The 15267-nt window shown below is 68.2% G+C and carries 15 protein-coding genes; 7 read left to right on the top strand and 8 right to left on the bottom strand.

Going from position 1 to position 15267, the window contains the following annotated elements; genetic code table 11:
* The first annotated feature begins 13 nt into the window (after window positions 1–13).
* The gene (cei, locus tag OH799_RS12800; protein ID WP_406279769.1) at window positions 14–691 is read left to right on the top strand and encodes an envelope integrity protein Cei; all 678 of its coding nucleotides are present in this window, start codon (window positions 14–16) and stop codon (window positions 689–691) included.
* Here the strand turns inward: cei and OH799_RS12805 are convergent, their stop codons facing one another.
* A complete protein-coding gene (locus tag OH799_RS12805; RefSeq protein WP_406279772.1) occupies window positions 692–1594 on the bottom strand; it encodes an inositol monophosphatase family protein in 903 nt (300 codons plus the stop codon). It abuts the gene before it with no gap.
* Between the two features lie 198 nt (window positions 1595–1792).
* Here OH799_RS12805 and ppgK point away from each other — a divergent pair, with 198 nt between their 5' ends.
* Window positions 1793–2551: a polyphosphate--glucose phosphotransferase gene (ppgK, locus tag OH799_RS12810; RefSeq protein WP_406279775.1), complete on the top strand. Its 759-nt coding sequence runs from the start codon at window positions 1793–1795 to the stop codon at window positions 2549–2551.
* Window positions 2552–2744: 193 nt separating this feature from the next.
* Entirely contained in the window at window positions 2745–4127 is a 1383-nt protein-coding gene (locus OH799_RS12815) for an RNA polymerase sigma factor (protein ID WP_406279778.1), read from the top strand.
* Between the two features lie 338 nt (window positions 4128–4465).
* On the opposite strand, the gene eutC is transcribed toward OH799_RS12815, so the two are convergent.
* Genes eutC through eat form a run of 3 tightly spaced genes read right to left on the bottom strand, consistent with a single transcriptional unit; the run spans window position 4466 to window position 8216 of the window.
* Complete coding sequence (eutC, locus tag OH799_RS12820; protein ID WP_406279781.1) at window positions 4466–5386, bottom strand: ethanolamine ammonia-lyase subunit EutC; 921 nt, start codon at window positions 5384–5386, stop codon at window positions 4466–4468.
* Window positions 5383–6795 (bottom strand): ethanolamine ammonia-lyase subunit EutB, encoded by a 1413-nt coding sequence (locus OH799_RS12825; RefSeq protein WP_406279784.1) that lies wholly within the window; start codon window positions 6793–6795, stop codon window positions 5383–5385. Before OH799_RS12825 ends, eutC begins: the two co-directional genes overlap by 4 nt.
* Complete coding sequence (gene eat, locus OH799_RS12830; RefSeq protein WP_406279787.1) at window positions 6792–8216, bottom strand: ethanolamine permease; 1425 nt, start codon at window positions 8214–8216, stop codon at window positions 6792–6794. The genes OH799_RS12825 and eat overlap by 4 nt, the downstream gene beginning before the upstream one ends.
* Window positions 8217–8384: 168 nt before the next feature.
* On the opposite strand from eat, the gene OH799_RS12835 reads away from it, so the two are divergent.
* Complete coding sequence (locus OH799_RS12835) at window positions 8385–9143, top strand: rhomboid-like protein (RefSeq protein ID WP_406279791.1); 759 nt, start codon at window positions 8385–8387, stop codon at window positions 9141–9143.
* Here the strand turns inward: OH799_RS12835 and OH799_RS12840 are convergent, their stop codons facing one another.
* From OH799_RS12840 to OH799_RS12850, 3 genes are all read right to left on the bottom strand, one after another.
* Window positions 9144–10322 carry a cation:proton antiporter gene (locus tag OH799_RS12840; protein ID WP_406279794.1) on the bottom strand — a complete coding sequence of 393 codons (1179 nt, stop codon included), beginning with the start codon at window positions 10320–10322 and terminating at the stop codon, window positions 9144–9146.
* Window positions 10323–10326: 4 nt separating this feature from the next.
* Window positions 10327–10809 (bottom strand): cation:proton antiporter regulatory subunit, encoded by a 483-nt coding sequence (locus tag OH799_RS12845; protein WP_406279797.1) that lies wholly within the window; start codon window positions 10807–10809, stop codon window positions 10327–10329.
* A 299-nt stretch (window positions 10810–11108) separates the two neighbouring features.
* Window positions 11109–11468 (bottom strand): DUF952 domain-containing protein, encoded by a 360-nt coding sequence (locus tag OH799_RS12850; protein ID WP_406279800.1) that lies wholly within the window; start codon window positions 11466–11468, stop codon window positions 11109–11111.
* Window positions 11469–11744: 276 nt separating this feature from the next.
* On the opposite strand from OH799_RS12850, the gene OH799_RS12855 reads away from it, so the two are divergent.
* Window positions 11745–11939, top strand: a complete 195-nt coding sequence (locus OH799_RS12855; protein WP_036538000.1) for a hypothetical protein — start codon at window positions 11745–11747, stop codon at window positions 11937–11939.
* A 104-nt stretch (window positions 11940–12043) separates the two neighbouring features.
* Here the strand turns inward: OH799_RS12855 and OH799_RS12860 are convergent, their stop codons facing one another.
* On the bottom strand, window positions 12044–12760 hold the full coding sequence (locus OH799_RS12860; RefSeq protein ID WP_406282033.1) for a TetR/AcrR family transcriptional regulator: 717 nt from the start codon (window positions 12758–12760) through the stop codon (window positions 12044–12046).
* Between the two features lie 158 nt (window positions 12761–12918).
* Between OH799_RS12860 and OH799_RS12865 the strand changes: the two genes are divergently transcribed.
* Together OH799_RS12865 and OH799_RS12870 are read left to right on the top strand one after the other, a co-directional pair.
* A complete protein-coding gene (locus OH799_RS12865; RefSeq protein WP_406279804.1) occupies window positions 12919–14676 on the top strand; it encodes a DEAD/DEAH box helicase in 1758 nt (585 codons plus the stop codon).
* Entirely contained in the window at window positions 14676–15230 is a 555-nt protein-coding gene (locus OH799_RS12870) for a hypothetical protein (protein WP_406279807.1), read from the top strand. Before OH799_RS12865 ends, OH799_RS12870 begins: the two co-directional genes overlap by 1 nt.
* Window positions 15231–15267 lie beyond the last annotated feature (37 nt).

The raw sequence follows: 15267 nt of genomic DNA on the forward strand, positions 1-15267 counted from the left end.
GTAGAGTGTGCTGGTGGTTTCACTGATCACCGAAGGCAGGGCGACGGATTCGCAAGGTCGCCCCTTCCTCCGGCGCCGCCCCCAGCCCTGGCTCATCCTGCTCGGCGTTCTCGCATTGATCTGCGGGATCGTCTGGATCAAAGCATTGACGACACACGACGCCGACACCACCGCGATGGCGTGCAACTCTCCAAGTCCGGCCGCCGACCCTGGTGCGCCGCAACCGGTTCCGCTCGGCCAGCGGGTCGGCGCCGGTCGGCTCCAGGACGTGGAACCCGCAGCACTCGCGGCGAGCAAGGTGCGCGTGCTGAACGCGAACAACCAGCGCGGCCAGGCCGCGCACATCGCCGCCCAGCTCGGCGACCTCGGGTTCGCGAGCGCGCCAGGGACGCAATATGGCAACGATTCGGTGTATGTCAACGGCGACCTGGAATGCACCGGCCAGATCCGCTTCGGGGTAAGCGGCCGTCCGGCCGCCGCCTCCGTGCAGTTGGTCGCGCCGTGCGCCGAGCTGATCGAGGATCAGCGCGGCGACGACACGGTCGATCTGGTGCTCGGCTCCCTGTTCCGGGACATCCGGCCCAGCAACGACGCCGAGGAGGTGCTGCGTTCGCTGAAGAACCCGGTGCCGGGCAACTCGACCTCGATCGATATCGAGCTGCTCGACGCGGCCCGGCAGGCTCGCTGCTGATCAGCGATCGGGAATCGGCTCCGTAGCGCCGACCCGGTTCAGCAGCGCCCCGAGTTCGTCGGCGATGCCGGGCGCGGCGGCGACCACCAGGTCACCGTCGGTGCCCGGCGCCGTCGCGGGCGGCAGGGTCAGCTTCGCGCCCGCCTCCGCTGCGATCAGCGCCCCCGCGCCCCAATCCCAGGCGTTGAGACCGTGCTCGTAGTAGGCGTCCACCCGACCTGCCGCGACATGGCACAGGTCCAGCGCGGCCGCGCCGAAACGGCGGATGTCACGCACGTGCGGCAACACCTGCGCGGCCAGCGCGGCCTGCCTGGTCCTGCGCTGTCTGCCGTAGGCGAAACCGGTGGCGACCAAAGACATCGAGACAGATTCGACCGGCGTGCACCGCAGGTGCTCCACCGCACCGTCGGCACCAACGCCCAGTGCGCCGAGCCCGAGCCCGGCGCTGTAGGTCGCCGCCCGCGCGACGTCCACCACGGCGCCCGCGACCGGCCGCCCGCCGCGCAGCGCGGCCACCGAGACCGCGTAGCCGGGAATCCCGTAGAGGAAGTTGACGGTGCCGTCGATCGGATCCACGACCCAGTGGATGGTGTCCGCGGTCGCGTCGTCGAGGCTGCCGCCACCCTCCTCGCCGAGGATCGGGTCGCCGGGACGCTGTTCGGCGAGAAGTCTTCGGATCAGCTCTTCGGTCTCGGTGTCCACGATGGTCACCGGGTCGGTCGCGTGGCTCTTGGTCTGCACGATGCCCTCGGCGTGCGCGCCGGCGGGCCCGAACACCTCGAGGCGGCGGGCGCGGACATGGGCGGCGGCAGTCTCGGCGAGGTCGACCGCGACGCGGCGCAGATCGGCCTCGTCCCCGCGCGCGACGATGGCGACGACGGACTGGGAGCTGTAGTCGGTCACTGATGATGAGGTTTCCGGCACGCCCCCATCGCATCACAGATCCTCGGGAACGCGCAGCATCGATTTCGCATTACTCTTGTCGTGCACGACACAGCGCCGTCGTCGAGCACCTCACCGCAACGCCCCCGTGTGGCGCCGTGGGACCTGCGCGGCGGCGCTGTCATCACACCGGCCAGCACAGGAAACGAGGGGTAAGTCATGTCCGCTCGCGGGCACGCATTCGGTATCGATATCGGTGGCAGCGGTGTCAAGGGCGCCGCGGTGGATCTGACCACCGGTGACCTGGTCCACGAGCGGATCAAGATCGCGACGCCACATCCGGCGACACCCCTCGCCGTAGCAGAGGCGGTGGCCGAGCTGGTCGCCGAGGCCGAGTGGGCGGGCCCGGTCGGCATCACGCTGCCCGCGGTGGTGCTCGGCGGCGTAGCGCAGACCGCGGCCAACATCGATAAATCGTGGATCGGCACCGACGCGCGGACACTGTTCTCCGGCGCGCTCGGCGGCCGCGAAGTCACCGTGCTGAACGACGCGGACGCGGCGGGCTTGGCCGAAGACCGCTACGGCGCGGCAAAGGATTTCGCCGGCCTCGTGCTGCTGCTCACCTTCGGCACCGGCATAGGTTCCGCATTGCTCGTCCACGGCACGTTGGTGCCGAACACCGAACTCGGCCATCTGGAGATCGGCGGCACCAAGAGCGAGCACCGCGCCGCGGCATCGGTGAAGGACCGCGACGGCCTGTCCTACGAGCAGTGGGCCGGCGAGGTGAGCACGGTGCTGATCGGGATGGAGAACCTCATCTGGCCGACGGTGTTCGTTGCGGGCGGCGGCATCAGCAGGGACGCTGACCAGTGGATTCCGCTGCTCACCAACCGCACTCCGGTCATCCCCGCGCACCTGAGAAACACCGCGGGCATTGTCGGCGCTGCCATGGCGATCGATGCGGGCATCACCCCCTGAGGCGCGCGGACGCGGCGGGGGATGCCGTTCCGGGCATCGTGCCATGAGTACCCTGGTTAGATCGTTACAATGGAACGTGCCCGGCTGAGCCGGAGAAACCCCGACCGGCCCTCCGCCGGTGCAACCCGACAGACCGCTCCGCCGGAAACCACTCTGGCGTGACGCCGCACGAGACCGTCACGAAAGGGCGTACGTGGTAGCCACGAATACCCGTCAGACCGCCGAATCGGCCGATGCCGACTCCGCAGATGTAACCGCAGCACGGCCGGTCCGTAAGGCTGCCGCCAAGAAGGCTCCGGCGAAGAAGGCCGTTGCCGCCAAGAAGGCTCCTGCCAAGAAGGCCGCCAAGGCGACCAAGGCTCCGGCGAAGAAGACAACCAAGAAAGCGGGACCGGACGGCGAGCCCGGTGCCGACGAGTCGCTCGGAGACGAGTCGCTCGATATCGACGATCTCGGCGAGCTGGAGGTGTCCGAGGAAGATCTCGCCGACGGCGACGAACTGGTCGACGACGTCGCTGAGGAAGCCGAAGCCGAAGGGGCGGAAAGCGAAGGGGCCGACGAGCCGACCGCCGTGGACAAGGCCTCCGGCGATTTCGTCTGGGACGAAGAGGAATCCGAGGCGCTCCGCCAGGCGCGCAAGGACGCCGAGCTGACCGCCTCGGCCGACTCGGTCCGCGCCTACCTCAAGCAGATCGGCAAGGTCGCGCTGCTCAACGCCGAGGAGGAGGTCGAGCTCGCCAAGCGGATCGAAGCGGGCCTCTACGCCGCGGAGAAGGTGCGCGAGTTCACCGAGCAGGGCGAGAAGCTGCCGGTCGCGATGCGCCGCGACTTCAACTGGATCGTCCGCGACGGCAACCGAGCCAAGAATCACCTGCTCGAGGCCAACCTGCGCCTGGTCGTCTCGCTGGCCAAGCGCTACACCGGCCGTGGTATGGCGTTCCTGGACCTGATCCAGGAGGGCAACCTGGGTCTGATCCGCGCGGTGGAGAAGTTCGACTACACCAAGGGTTACAAGTTCTCCACGTACGCGACCTGGTGGATCCGGCAGGCCATCACCCGCGCCATGGCCGACCAGGCCCGCACCATCCGCATCCCGGTGCACATGGTCGAGGTCATCAACAAGCTCGGCCGCATCCAGCGCGAGTTGCTCCAAGACCTCGGCCGCGAGCCGACACCGGAGGAGCTCGCCAAAGAAATGGACATCACGCCGGAGAAGGTGCTGGAGATCCAGCAGTACGCGCGTGAGCCCATCTCGCTGGACCAGACAATCGGTGACGAGGGTGACAGCCAGCTCGGCGACTTCATCGAGGATTCCGAGGCCGTGGTCGCGGTGGACGCGGTGAGCTTCACGCTGCTGCAGGATCAACTGCAGTCAGTGCTGGAGACATTGTCGGAGCGCGAGGCGGGCGTGGTCCGCCTGCGGTTCGGGCTCACCGACGGCCAGCCACGCACCCTCGACGAGATCGGCCAAGTGTACGGGGTGACCCGTGAACGCATCCGACAGATCGAGTCGAAGACCATGAGCAAACTGCGCCACCCCAGCCGTTCGCAGGTGCTTCGCGACTACCTGGACTAGGTCACCCCGCCGCGTCGCCCGCGTTTGTTGTGCGCTTTGTTCCAGCGTCCAATGAATGCGGGCGCTCCGCATTTGCGGGTGCACGCGTGTCGCGCGGGTCTGCTAGGGCACGATCATGTCGCGCGCTCGGCATGATCGTGTCGATCAGGATGCGTCGAACTCGGACTGCGCCGTGAGCACGTGCCCGATCTCGCTCGTCGCCCGAGAGCCGTGGTGATCACGGGGACGGGCCGAGTCGCGGTGCACACGGCGTTCCGCGGCGATGGGCTGCCACGGCTGACCGGTCGACGCGCTTCGATGTCGAAGCAGTGGGCAACTCCGGTGGGTCACTGGCCGATTCAGTCGCATGGAGTCTCGACCGAGATGACCGCACCCGAGCCCACCGGGTCGGCGCGAGAGGTGTCCTTCAGGTCCACGCCCGAGCGACCGAGCTGGCGCGCGCCGGACACCAGGCCCGCCACAACCCTCGCCGCATGCCGATAGCCGAGGCCCTCGGGCGGGTGGATGTTGGAGACACAGTTGCGGTCGGCGTCGGTGCGACCTGGACGCGGCAGGTGAGTCAGGTAGATGCCGAGGCTGTCGGCGACCGACAGGCCGGGACGTTCCCCGATCAGCACCACGACCGTCTCCACGCCCATGGCTTCGGCTATGTGGTCACCGAGTGCGACGCGCGACTGCGTGGCGATCACCGGTGCGGCGAGCCGGTAGCGCGTCGCGAGTTCTTCGACGAGTGCGGCGAGCGTGGCCGGGCCGTGATCGGTGAGCGCGAGAGGGGAAAGCCCATCCGCGAGCACGAATCCGATCTCGGCCGCGAGATTCGGGATCGGTGCCAACTCGCCGTAGGCGGGCAGCCGCCCCAAATCCGGTCTGCGCAAGTACTCGGCCCGGTCGCGGGCGCGGCTGCGAACGTGGGTAGCCGTGCCGAGGCCGAGCGCCTCGACACGCTCGGTCAGCGCAGGCACATCCAGCGGCAGGTGGACGGCGTCGCGTGCGGCCGAGTGGGCGGCCCGGAATTCCAGCACGCGCGCGGTCGGCAACGCGTCCCCTGCACGGCCGAGCCCGATCCTGGCCTGGGTGTCGCGGCGCAATTCCTGCCAAAAACCTTGCGCAGCACCTTCTGTAGCTCCGACGTGGGGCGCGACGAACTCCGGCGCGGCAGGACGCGGATGGTCGCGGGGCTCGATTCCCAGATCCGTCTCGACCGCGTCCAGCGGTGATGCGGCGACTTGCCGCTTCGGGCGCGAGTTCACGGAGTTCATCGGGCCACCGTCAAGGCCCGCAGCGGCGAGGCCAGCGGCTCCACCGGAAGAACCCGCCCGGTCGCGTCCATCATCCCGAGCCCGGCCAGCCACGCTTCGAATTCCGGGGCGGGACGCAGGTTCAGCACTCGCCGCGCGTACAGCGCGTCGTGGAAGCTGAGGCTCTGATAGCCGAGCATGACGTCGTCGGCGCCGGGGACTGCGATGACGAAGGCGCAGCCCGCCGCACCGAGCAGGGTGAGCAGGGTGTCCATATCGTCCTGGTCGGCTTCGGCGTGGTTGGTGTAGCAGACGTCCACGCCCATCGGCAGGCCGAGCAGTTTGCCGCAGAAGTGATCCTCGAGGCCCGCGCGGATGATCTGTTTGCCGTCGTAGAGGTACTCGGGGCCGATGAAACCGACCACCGTGTTCACCAGCAGCGGGTCCAGAGCCCGGGCCACCGCGTAGGCCCTGGCCTCGAGGGTCTGCTGGTCGACGGGCCTGCCCCCGGTCCCCAGATGCGCGCCCGCCGAGAGCACCGAGCCTTGACCGGTCTCCAGGTACATGACGTTGTCGCCGACGGTGCCGCGGCGCAGCGAACGACCCGCCTCGTTCGCCTCGCGCAACAGCGCGATGTTCACGCCGAAGCCCGCGTTCGCGCCCTCGGTACCCGCGACGGACTGGAACACCAGGTCCACCGGCGCGCCCGCCTCGATGAGCCCGATCGTGGTGGTCACGTGCGACAGCACGCACGACTGGGCGGGGATGTCGAAGCGGGTGCGCACCTCGTCGAGCAGGCGCAGCAGGTTGGCGGTCGCCTGCGGAGAGTCGGTGGCGGGGTTGATGCCGATCACCGCGTCGCCGCAGCCCAGCAGCAGACCGTCCAATACCGCTGCGGCGATGCCGCGCGGGTCGTCGGTGGGGTGGTTCGGCTGCAAACGGGTGGCCAGGGTGCCCGGCCTGCCGACGGTGGTGCGAAAACCGGCCCTCACCTCGGCGGCGCGCGCGACGGCTATCAGGTCCTGATTTCGCATGATCTTGCTGACCGCCGCCACCATCTCGGGCGTGAATCCGGGCGCGACCGCGCGCAGCGCGGCTGCCGCGTCCGGCCCAGCGGCGACGGTCAGCAACCAGTCCCGCAGCCCGCCCACCGTGAGATGCCCGATCGGCTGGAACGCGCCCCGGTCGTGTGTATCGATGATCAGCCGGGTGACCTCGTCGGTCTCGTAGGGCATGACCGGGTCGCGCAGGAACTCGGTCAGCGCCACCTCGGCCAGCGCCCACTGGGCGGCGGCCCGCTCGGCATCGGTTTCGGCCGCGCAGCCCGCGAGTTGGTCGCCACTGCGCAGCGGCGTCGCCTTGGCCAGCAGCTCGACCAGTCCGTCGAAGCAGTAGGCGGTGCCGCGCAGCTGCTGGACGTAGCTGGTCATTCGAGGTCCTCCTCCGCGCGAGCAAGCATGGCGAACTCCTCGTCCGGCGAGTTCGCCACCAGCCGGTGGCGGCTGTATAGGCCGAAGTAGGCCATGAACCCGCAGAACACGATAAGCGTCCAGGTCGCGGCCACCGGGTCGACCAGGAAGGTGGCGATTACCGCCGCACACGCGATAGCGAGAGCGAACGCGGTGGTCACCATGCCGCCGGGAGTGCGGTACGGGCGCGGCATGTGCGGCTCGCGCACGCGCAGCACGAGGTGGCTGATCATCATCAGCACGTAGCTGACCGCCGCGCCGAACACGGCCATGTTCAGCAGCATCGCGCCCTTACCGGTCAACGACAGAGCAAAACCGACGACGCCGGGCACAATCAGCGCGAGCACCGGCGCCTTGCGCGCGTTGGTTACAGACAGACCAGTCGGAAGATAGCCCGCACGCGACAGCGCGAAGGTCTGGCGCGAGTAGGCGTAGACGATGGAGAAGAAGCTGGCCACCAGTCCGGCCAGGCCGATGTAGTTCACCAGCTTGGCCGATCCACCGTCGCCGAGTGCCTCGACCAGTGGGTTTCCGGACGTAGCAATCGCCTGCGCACCAAGGGCTCCGGTCGCGAGGAGCAGGACGGCCGCGCCGGTGACGATCAAAACGAGCATGGCGGTGATAATTCCCTTCGGCACGTTCTTCTCTGGCTCGCGTGCCTCCTCGGCGGCCAGCGGAACGCCTTCCACCGCTAGGAAGAACCAGATCGCGAACGGCACCGCCGCCCAGATGCCGAATACGCCGAAGGGGAGGAACGACGAACTGCCCACGGCGCCCGGATCCGCCGGGATGTCGGTCAGGTTCGTCGCGTCGAACAGTCCCCATGCCGACACCGCGAACACCCCGAGGCCGACCAACGCGATCGCCGTGATCACGAACATCGCCTTGAGCGCCTCCCCCGCTCCGGTCAGATGCACGCCGATGAACAGTGCATACACGGCCAGATACACCCACCAGCCGTCGGTGATCCCGAACAGGTTCAGCGATTCGACATATGCGCCGATGAAGGTCGCGATCGCCGCGGGCGCGATGGCGTATTCGAGCAACACGGCGGTGCCGGTGGCGAAGCCGCCCCAAGGCCCGAGCGCCCGCCGCGCGAAGGTGTAGCCGCCGCCTGCCGCGGGGAGGGCCGCCGACAGCTCGGCCATTCCGAGCACCATGGCCAGATACATGCACGCGATCAGCACTGTTGCGACCAACAGACCGCCGAACCCCCCTTCCGCGATGCCGCTGTTCCAGCCCGCGTAGTCACCGGAGATCACGTAACTCACACCCAGCCCGGCTAGCAGCACCCACCCCGCCGAGCCTGAACGCAGGGTCCGTTTCGCTAGATAATCGGCACCGGCCGCGGCACCGGTCACCTTGGGTTCCTCGATCGCCATAACGAACGCAACTCCTCGTCCACATACCAATTGGTCGGTGGCCCAATTCTTGGAAGCGAATGTTGCCCAAGTGTGAAACCACGTTACGGTCGAGGTGTCGAGCCGGTGACACAGCACACAAGGGCGGGCCACCCGGTGCGACCACGTCGGGCACGGCACACTTGCGGGGTGGTTGCCTCGACCCTCAGCCAGTTTCGGTCGCCCTGGACCAGGACGATCGACCTCCGCGCCGAACTGCGCGTCGCGTGGGCGTGGCTACGCCGCCCGAGACTGACGCGGCGGATCGTGCCCACGATTCGAGAACATCTGGGGGCCGCCCCGGCCAGCACCGCGTATGCCTTCACGCTGTTTGTCACCTGGTGGACGTTGCGCGGTGTCGGTGGCACGGTCGAGCGCAGGCTGATCTTCTCCGCCTCGACCAACCTTTACAACATGCGGCACAACCCGGTACAGGTGCTGGTGGCCTCGGCGTTCTGGACCGACGGCGGCTTTCCCTGGTCGACCATCGCCGGCTTCCTGATCGTGATGGCCTACGCGGAGCGATGGCTGGGCACCGGACGCTGGATACTTCTGTTCGCCACCGGTCACATCGGGGCGACGCTGCTGACTGTCACCGGCATCTCGAACGCCATCGATCGCGGCCTCATCCCCCACAAGGTGGCCGTCGCCGCGGATGTCGGCACCAGCTATGGCTTTTCGGCCGTGCTGGCGGCGCTGGCTTTCCGGTTCCGCGGCGTGGTCCGGCTGGCGTGGGCGGCCACGATTCTGATGGTGCTCGGCGCGGCACTATGGATCGGTCCGACCTTCACCGACTACGGCCACCTGTGCGCTGCCGTGATCGGCCTACTGGTCGGCGCGACCGCGACCACGTTCTGGCGCTGGCTGAAGCGCAAGGCCTCGATGCGCGCCGAGACAGCACAGCCTTGATCAGGAGACGGCGGGCTGTACCCGGCGCTGCACCAGCCCGACCACCGGTTCGACCACCCGCGCCGCGACCGGGCCGAGCACCGCCATCAGCAACACGTAAGCCGAGGCCAGGGCGGCGAGCCGCCCATCGACCGCGCCCGTGCTCACCGCCAGTCCCGCGATGACGATAGAGAATTCGCCCCGGGCTACCAGTGCCGCACCGGCCCGCGCCCGGCCCATCCGGCGAATGCCCTGCCGACCCGCGGCCCACCACCCGGTGGCGATCTTCGTCAGCATGGTGATCACCCCGAGCGCGAGGGCCCACCCGAGCACCGGCGGAATCGACCTCGGGTCGGTGCTCAGGCCGAACGCCACGAAGAAGATCGCAGCGAACAGATCACGCAGCGGCTCGAGCAGCTTCGCCGCCTCGGCCGCGGTAGAGCCGGAAATCGCGATGCCGAGCAGGAACGCGCCCACCGCGGCCGACACGCTCAGCGCCGAGGCGGCGCCCGCCACCAACAGCGCCGCGCCGAGCAGCTTGAGCAAGAACACCTCGCGGTCGGCGCTGTCCACGATCGCCGAGACCTGGCGGCCATAACGCAGAGCGACGAAAAGCACCACCGTGACAGTCAGCAGCGCAATCCCCAGCGCGGGCAACCCTCTGACCCAGCTCAGCCCAGCGAGGACCGTCGTGAGGATCGGCAGGTACACCGCCATACCCAGATCCTCGAACACCAGAATGGACAGGATCACCGGCGTCTCCCGATTACCGAGGCGCCCCAGATCGTCTAGGACCTTGGCCACGATCCCCGAGGACGAGATATACGTGACACCCGCCATCGTGATCGCGCCGTTGACCCCCCAGTCCAGAATCAGCGCCACCAGCGCGCCCGGCGTCGCGTTGGCCACGAGGTCGAGCAGTCCGGCCGCCCATGAGCGGCGCAGCCCGGTCACCAGTTCCGCCGCCGTGTACTCCAGGCCGAGCAGCAACAGCAGCAGCACGACGCCGATTTCGCCGGCGATATGGCCGAATTCGTTGGCCGCGCCGAGCCGGATGAAGCCGCCCTGACCAAAGGCGAGACCGCCGAGCAGGTACAGCGGAATCGGTGACATGCCGACTCGGCCCGCGACACGACCCAGCATGCCGAGGGCGAAAAGAACCGCTCCGAGCTCGATCAGGGCGAGCGCGGTATCCTTCACGCGCTCAGCCGTGCGTCAAGATCTTCGCGGCGGCGTCCAAGCCGTCCGGGGTGCCGACGACCACGAGCAGGTCCCCTGCGGTGAAGGTGAAATCGGGGCCGGGCGAGGGATGCAGCTGCCCCGCGCGCATGACCGCGACGATGGAGACCTTCGTGCGGGTGCGCATCTCGGTCTCGCCGAGGGCTCGACCGTTGTAGGGGGAGTCGTCACCGATCGGCAGCTGCCGGGTAGTGATCCCGGGCAGGTCGCGGTGGTCGTCGTTGAGCTTGGCGACCAGCTGCGGCGCGCCGAGCAGGTTCGCGAGCACCGCCGCCTCGTCGGTGGTCAACGGGACCTGCGCGGCGCAGGCATCGGGATCGTCGGGCTTGGAGACGATGAGGTCGATATCACCGTCGCGGTGCGCGACCACGCCGATGCGGCGACCGGAACGCACTTCGAAATCCTTGCGGACACCGATTCCGGGTAGTGCGGTGACGTCGACGTTCACGATATTCAGATTAGCCGGATGTCCGAACAGATAAACCGCGCGGTCATCACTTCGACCGACGATGCGGCGAGAACGCTGTGCTGTGACCTATCCGCCATGTTTGTACGCCGGCAGCCGAGCGTCGCGGATCGCCGCGGTGTGCTGTTCGGTGTTCTCCGGCTCAGTCGTGACGCTGACGCTGAGCGGGGACCTGCGTTCGGCCACGCTGGCAGTCCCCCACGTACGTCTCCCGCGTGCTGGCGAAACTCGATGTGCGGCCGCGGGTGCCATCACGGCCCGCGAGAACCGCGACCGATAGCTCACTTGCCGAGAGGGACGAACACGCCGCCCGCGTCGGGGCGGTACTGTTCGACCGCCGTGACCGCCCCCACCGGGAGTGGGCCGTACAAGTGTGGGAAGAGCATCGACTCAGGATCGGTCGGCACTCCCGGCTCCCATTTGATCGGCGATCCCACGCGGCCGGGGTCGATGCGCAGCAGCACCATATCCCGCCGTCCCGCGTACAGCCGGTTGGCGGGGAGGTGCACCTGCTGCGGCGCCGAGAGGTGGATGAACCCCACCGAGGCGAGTGACGGCGCGCGGTACTCGCCCGTTTGCCGAGCGCAAAGCCACTCGACCAACGTACAAATGTGAACAAGCGTGTGAGTGTCGTAGGTCACGGGTAATCTCCCGGTGGACAACTGGATCGGCCGATCGAGGTGGTGATCGAGCGGTGCTCGACGACGTGACCTGTGATGTTCGCCCATAGCGAAAATCCCTGGTCATGTTACCGAAAACACACAGAATCACTCGCGGGAACAAAGCCCCCGTCCCGAACGTCTGACAGAGTAGTCATACCCCTGCTGAGAAGTAGCGGTAGCGAGCTCGTGGTGAGTGACCACGGGCCCCACACCAGGCGAACGGTCGTCAGGACCGAGAGCCAGGACGGAGGAGTCATGCCAGGAACCCTGACAAGCACCCCACTGACCGCGGTCGATCGTTGCGACCGTTGCGGGGCGGCTGCCCGAGTGCGTGCCGTACTGCCCGCAGGTGGAGAGTTGCTCTTCTGCCAGCACCACGCGAACGAACACATGGATCGGCTGCGTGAGCTAGACGCCGTGATCGACACAGAGTCCGCTCCCGCCCTCTGATCTGCTCCTCGCGTCCTGACACAACAGCATCGAACAACAGAACATCGTTTCCGTCGACAGCGGGCGACCAACAGGTCGCCCGCTGTCGGCATGTCCGGGCCCGATCAGTCCGCGGACACCTCCCGAAGGATGCCGTCCAGAAGCCTGGCGAGTCCGTACTCGAACCCGCCATCGGGGTCGGCCGGCGCCTGGTACAGCTCGCCGACTGCGGCGCCTACTCGCGACGACAGCGGAAACAGACTCGACGGCATGACCTCGGCGAGCAACGGGCCGTGCACCTCCCACCACTGGGCGTCACTGATCCGCCGCGTGTCGCGGGCGGCGGCGACCGCCACCCGGGCATTGCCGGTGGCGAATTCCGACAGCACGGCGATCACTCGGTCCATGCCGATATCCGACAGGCCGATGCCCTCGATCGCGGCGAGCTGCCGTTCGTATCGGCGCATGCGTCCGGGACCGAGCACGAGCCGCCAGGGTGAAACCTCCAGCAACCAGGGATGCGCAATCAGTTCGGCGCGAACGTGGCGGGCGAGGGCTGCCATACGCTCGCGAGGCGAGGGATCCCAGGGAATGGGGGCGTCCTCGTCGGCGACCGCATCGACCATGAGGACCATGAGGGCGTCCTTGCTAGGCACGTATGTGTACAGGCTCATCGGGCGCAATCCCAGCTCGGCGGCGACCGCGCGAATAGAGACCTTCGCGTAGCCCTCCTGGTCGGCGAGCACGATCGCAGCGGCGACTACCGCGTCCAAACTGACCGTCTGCTTCGGCCCGCGGCCCGCGGGGCGTGGCGGAAGCTCGTGCCGCCACAGCAGACTCATCAGCTGTTCGGCCGTTTCGACGTCTATCTCCTCGCTCAATATGCTCCTCGGAACAAATCCAGTACGCGGTACGTTGTTACGATACTCCGTACGCCATACGTTGATTTAAGGGGTTCGTTCTGCGCAGCACACACGCCACTTACCTGCCGGATCGGCACATGTTCGCGCTCTGGACGTGGACTGGACGCGGCACCGGACCCGCACCGAACGGGTACGGCGACCGCGAGACCCTCGCGCTGGCCGTCCCCGTCGGCGAGTGCGGGGCAATCGAGGTCGCGGACGTCGACACCGCGCCCGTGGATCCCGAGACCTTCGCGGATCTGACGATCGAATACCCGGGTCGGTCGCTCCTGCTCTGGCAGGACGCACTACGCGCCGCTGATACCGACGCCGCTACGGAGAGCACACGACCGCCCCTGCCGGTAGCCGCCCACGCGGTGCCGGACGCCTGCGGCACCGCGATCGTGTCGGCCGAACGCGCACTGCGGGTCTTACGCGAGACCGAAGCCGTGACGACGGAACTGCGCTCCGCCCTGAAGGCGCAGCTGCGGCCCTATCAGGCGCGGGGGGTCGGTTGGTTACGCGAGACCACCAACGCGCACGGCGGCGCGGTACTCGCCGACGAGATGGGCCTGGGCAAGACCGTGCAGGCCATCGGCTTCCTACTCGGACAGGCCGAGGCGGGGCCGCAGCTCGTGGTCTGCCCGACCTCACTGGTCGGAAACTGGGTGCACGAGATCGGACGGTTCGCGCCGGGACTGCGGGCGATCGTCTGGCGTGGCGGCGCGATCGCCCCCGACGCGGGGACCGTAGTGGTCACCGGGTATCCGACCCTGCGACTGCACGGAGGGTTGCTCGCCGGGCGGCGCTGGGCTACGGCGGTGTTCGACGAGGCGCAGGCGCTGAAGAATCCGCGCACCCAGGTCGCCAAGGCTGCCCGTGCAGTGGACGCCGCCGCGGTGGTCGCGCTGACCGGCACGCCGGTGGAGAACCATCTCGACGAACTGTGGGCGCTGTTGCACCTGGTGGCGCCCCGGCTGTTCGGACATAGGACGCAGTTTCGGCGACGGTTCGTTCGGCCGATCCAGGAAGGATCGGCGGCCGCAGCGGCACGGTTGCGCGACACCATCGAACCCGTGGTGCTGGCACGCAAAAAGATCCAGGTCGCCGCGGCGCTGCCCGCGAAAATCCACAGTGACCTGCTCTGCGACCTGACCGCCGAGCAGGAGGAACTCTACGATCTGGTGCTCGCACAGGCCATCGATGAGGGATTCGGTTCCGGCATCGAGCGCCATGGCCGCGTGCTCGCGGCGTTGACCTCGCTCAAGCAGGTCTGCAACCATCCCGGGTTGGTGACCGGCGATCTCGGCGAACTGGCCGGTCGGTCCGGAAAGCTCGACCTGTGCACCGACATCTTGACCACCAACCTCGAGACCGCCAGTCCGACACTGGTCTTCACCCAGTACCGGCAGACCGGCGAGCTGCTCGTCCGCCACCTCGCCGAACAGTTCGCAGTGGCGGCGCCGTTCTTCCACGGCGGGCTGAGCCAAGCCGAACGCGGCGAGATCGTGTCCCGGTTCCAGGCCGGGGAAGGTCCAGCGGTGCTGGTGCTGAGCCTGCGCGCGGCGGGCACCGGTCTCACGCTGACCCGCGCCGCCGATGTCATCCACTTCGACCGCTGGTGGAACCCCGCGGTGGAGGCACAGGCCTCCGACCGGGTGCACCGGATCGGCCAGACCCGCACGGTCACCATCACCACGCTCACCTCGACCACCACCGTCGAGGAGCACATCGCGGGCATGCACGACCGCAAGGCGGCGCTGACCGATCTCGGCGACGCCGCGGGCATCGCCGCACTGGCCGGACTCGGCGACGACCAGCTGATCGAAATCCTGCGCCGCAAGAGGGAGAGCTGATGGCGGACAACGAATTCGGCTACACCGCATGGGGCATGGATTGGGTGCGCCTCGCCGAGCCGCTGCGGCAGACCAGACCCGATCCCCTGCTTCCCCGCGCCCGCAGCATCGCACGGAACAACGGCGTGCGGGCCACCGTGGAGGGCCGGGTGGTGCGCGCCACCATCCATCGCGGCGGCCAGGCGTCGGTGGCCCAGCTGGAGATCGCCCCGCTCGCCAGGACGACGATCACCGCCATAGCGCAGATCGTTCCGGATACGACCGTACTGACCGACGACATGCACCGCGCGGTCGTCGCGGCCGGTGTCGCGCTCGCACCGGTTCTCGCGGGCACCGACTGCTCGTGCACCGCGCGTACTTCGCGCTGCCTGCACGCGCTCGCCGTGTGCTATGAGATGGCGCGCCGGATCGATGAGAACCCACGGCTCGCGCTGGAGATCCAGGGCTATTTCGATGCGGCGTCGCACGATTCGGCGGTGCCCGCACCCTCGGCACGTTGGACACCGATCAGCGCGCTCGACCCGGCGGACTTCTTCGATACGGTGCCGAGCTGAGCCGCCGCGCGTCGATCGAGGTAGTCGCCAGAGCGCG

This window comes from Nocardia sp. NBC_00881 (genome assembly GCF_045207455.1).
Lineage (GTDB): Bacteria > Actinomycetota > Actinomycetes > Mycobacteriales > Mycobacteriaceae > Nocardia.

Excerpts from the sequence above, each read along its gene's own strand:
- ppgK (WP_406279775.1), top strand. The coding sequence starts at position 1,793 with ATGTCCGCTCGCGGGCACGCATTCGGTATCGATATCGGTGGCAGCGGT.
- eutC (WP_406279781.1), bottom strand. The coding sequence starts at position 5,386 with ATGAACTCCGTGAACTCGCGCCCGAAGCGGCAAGTCGCCGCATCACCG.
- OH799_RS12825 (WP_406279784.1), bottom strand. The coding sequence starts at position 6,795 with ATGACCAGCTACGTCCAGCAGCTGCGCGGCACCGCCTACTGCTTCGAC.
- eat (WP_406279787.1), bottom strand. The coding sequence starts at position 8,216 with ATGGCGATCGAGGAACCCAAGGTGACCGGTGCCGCGGCCGGTGCCGAT.
- OH799_RS12855 (WP_036538000.1), top strand. The coding sequence starts at position 11,745 with ATGCCAGGAACCCTGACAAGCACCCCACTGACCGCGGTCGATCGTTGC.
- OH799_RS12860 (WP_406282033.1), bottom strand. The coding sequence starts at position 12,760 with ATGAGTCTGCTGTGGCGGCACGAGCTTCCGCCACGCCCCGCGGGCCGC.
- OH799_RS12865 (WP_406279804.1), top strand. The coding sequence starts at position 12,919 with ATGTTCGCGCTCTGGACGTGGACTGGACGCGGCACCGGACCCGCACCG.
- OH799_RS12870 (WP_406279807.1), top strand. The coding sequence starts at position 14,676 with ATGGCGGACAACGAATTCGGCTACACCGCATGGGGCATGGATTGGGTG.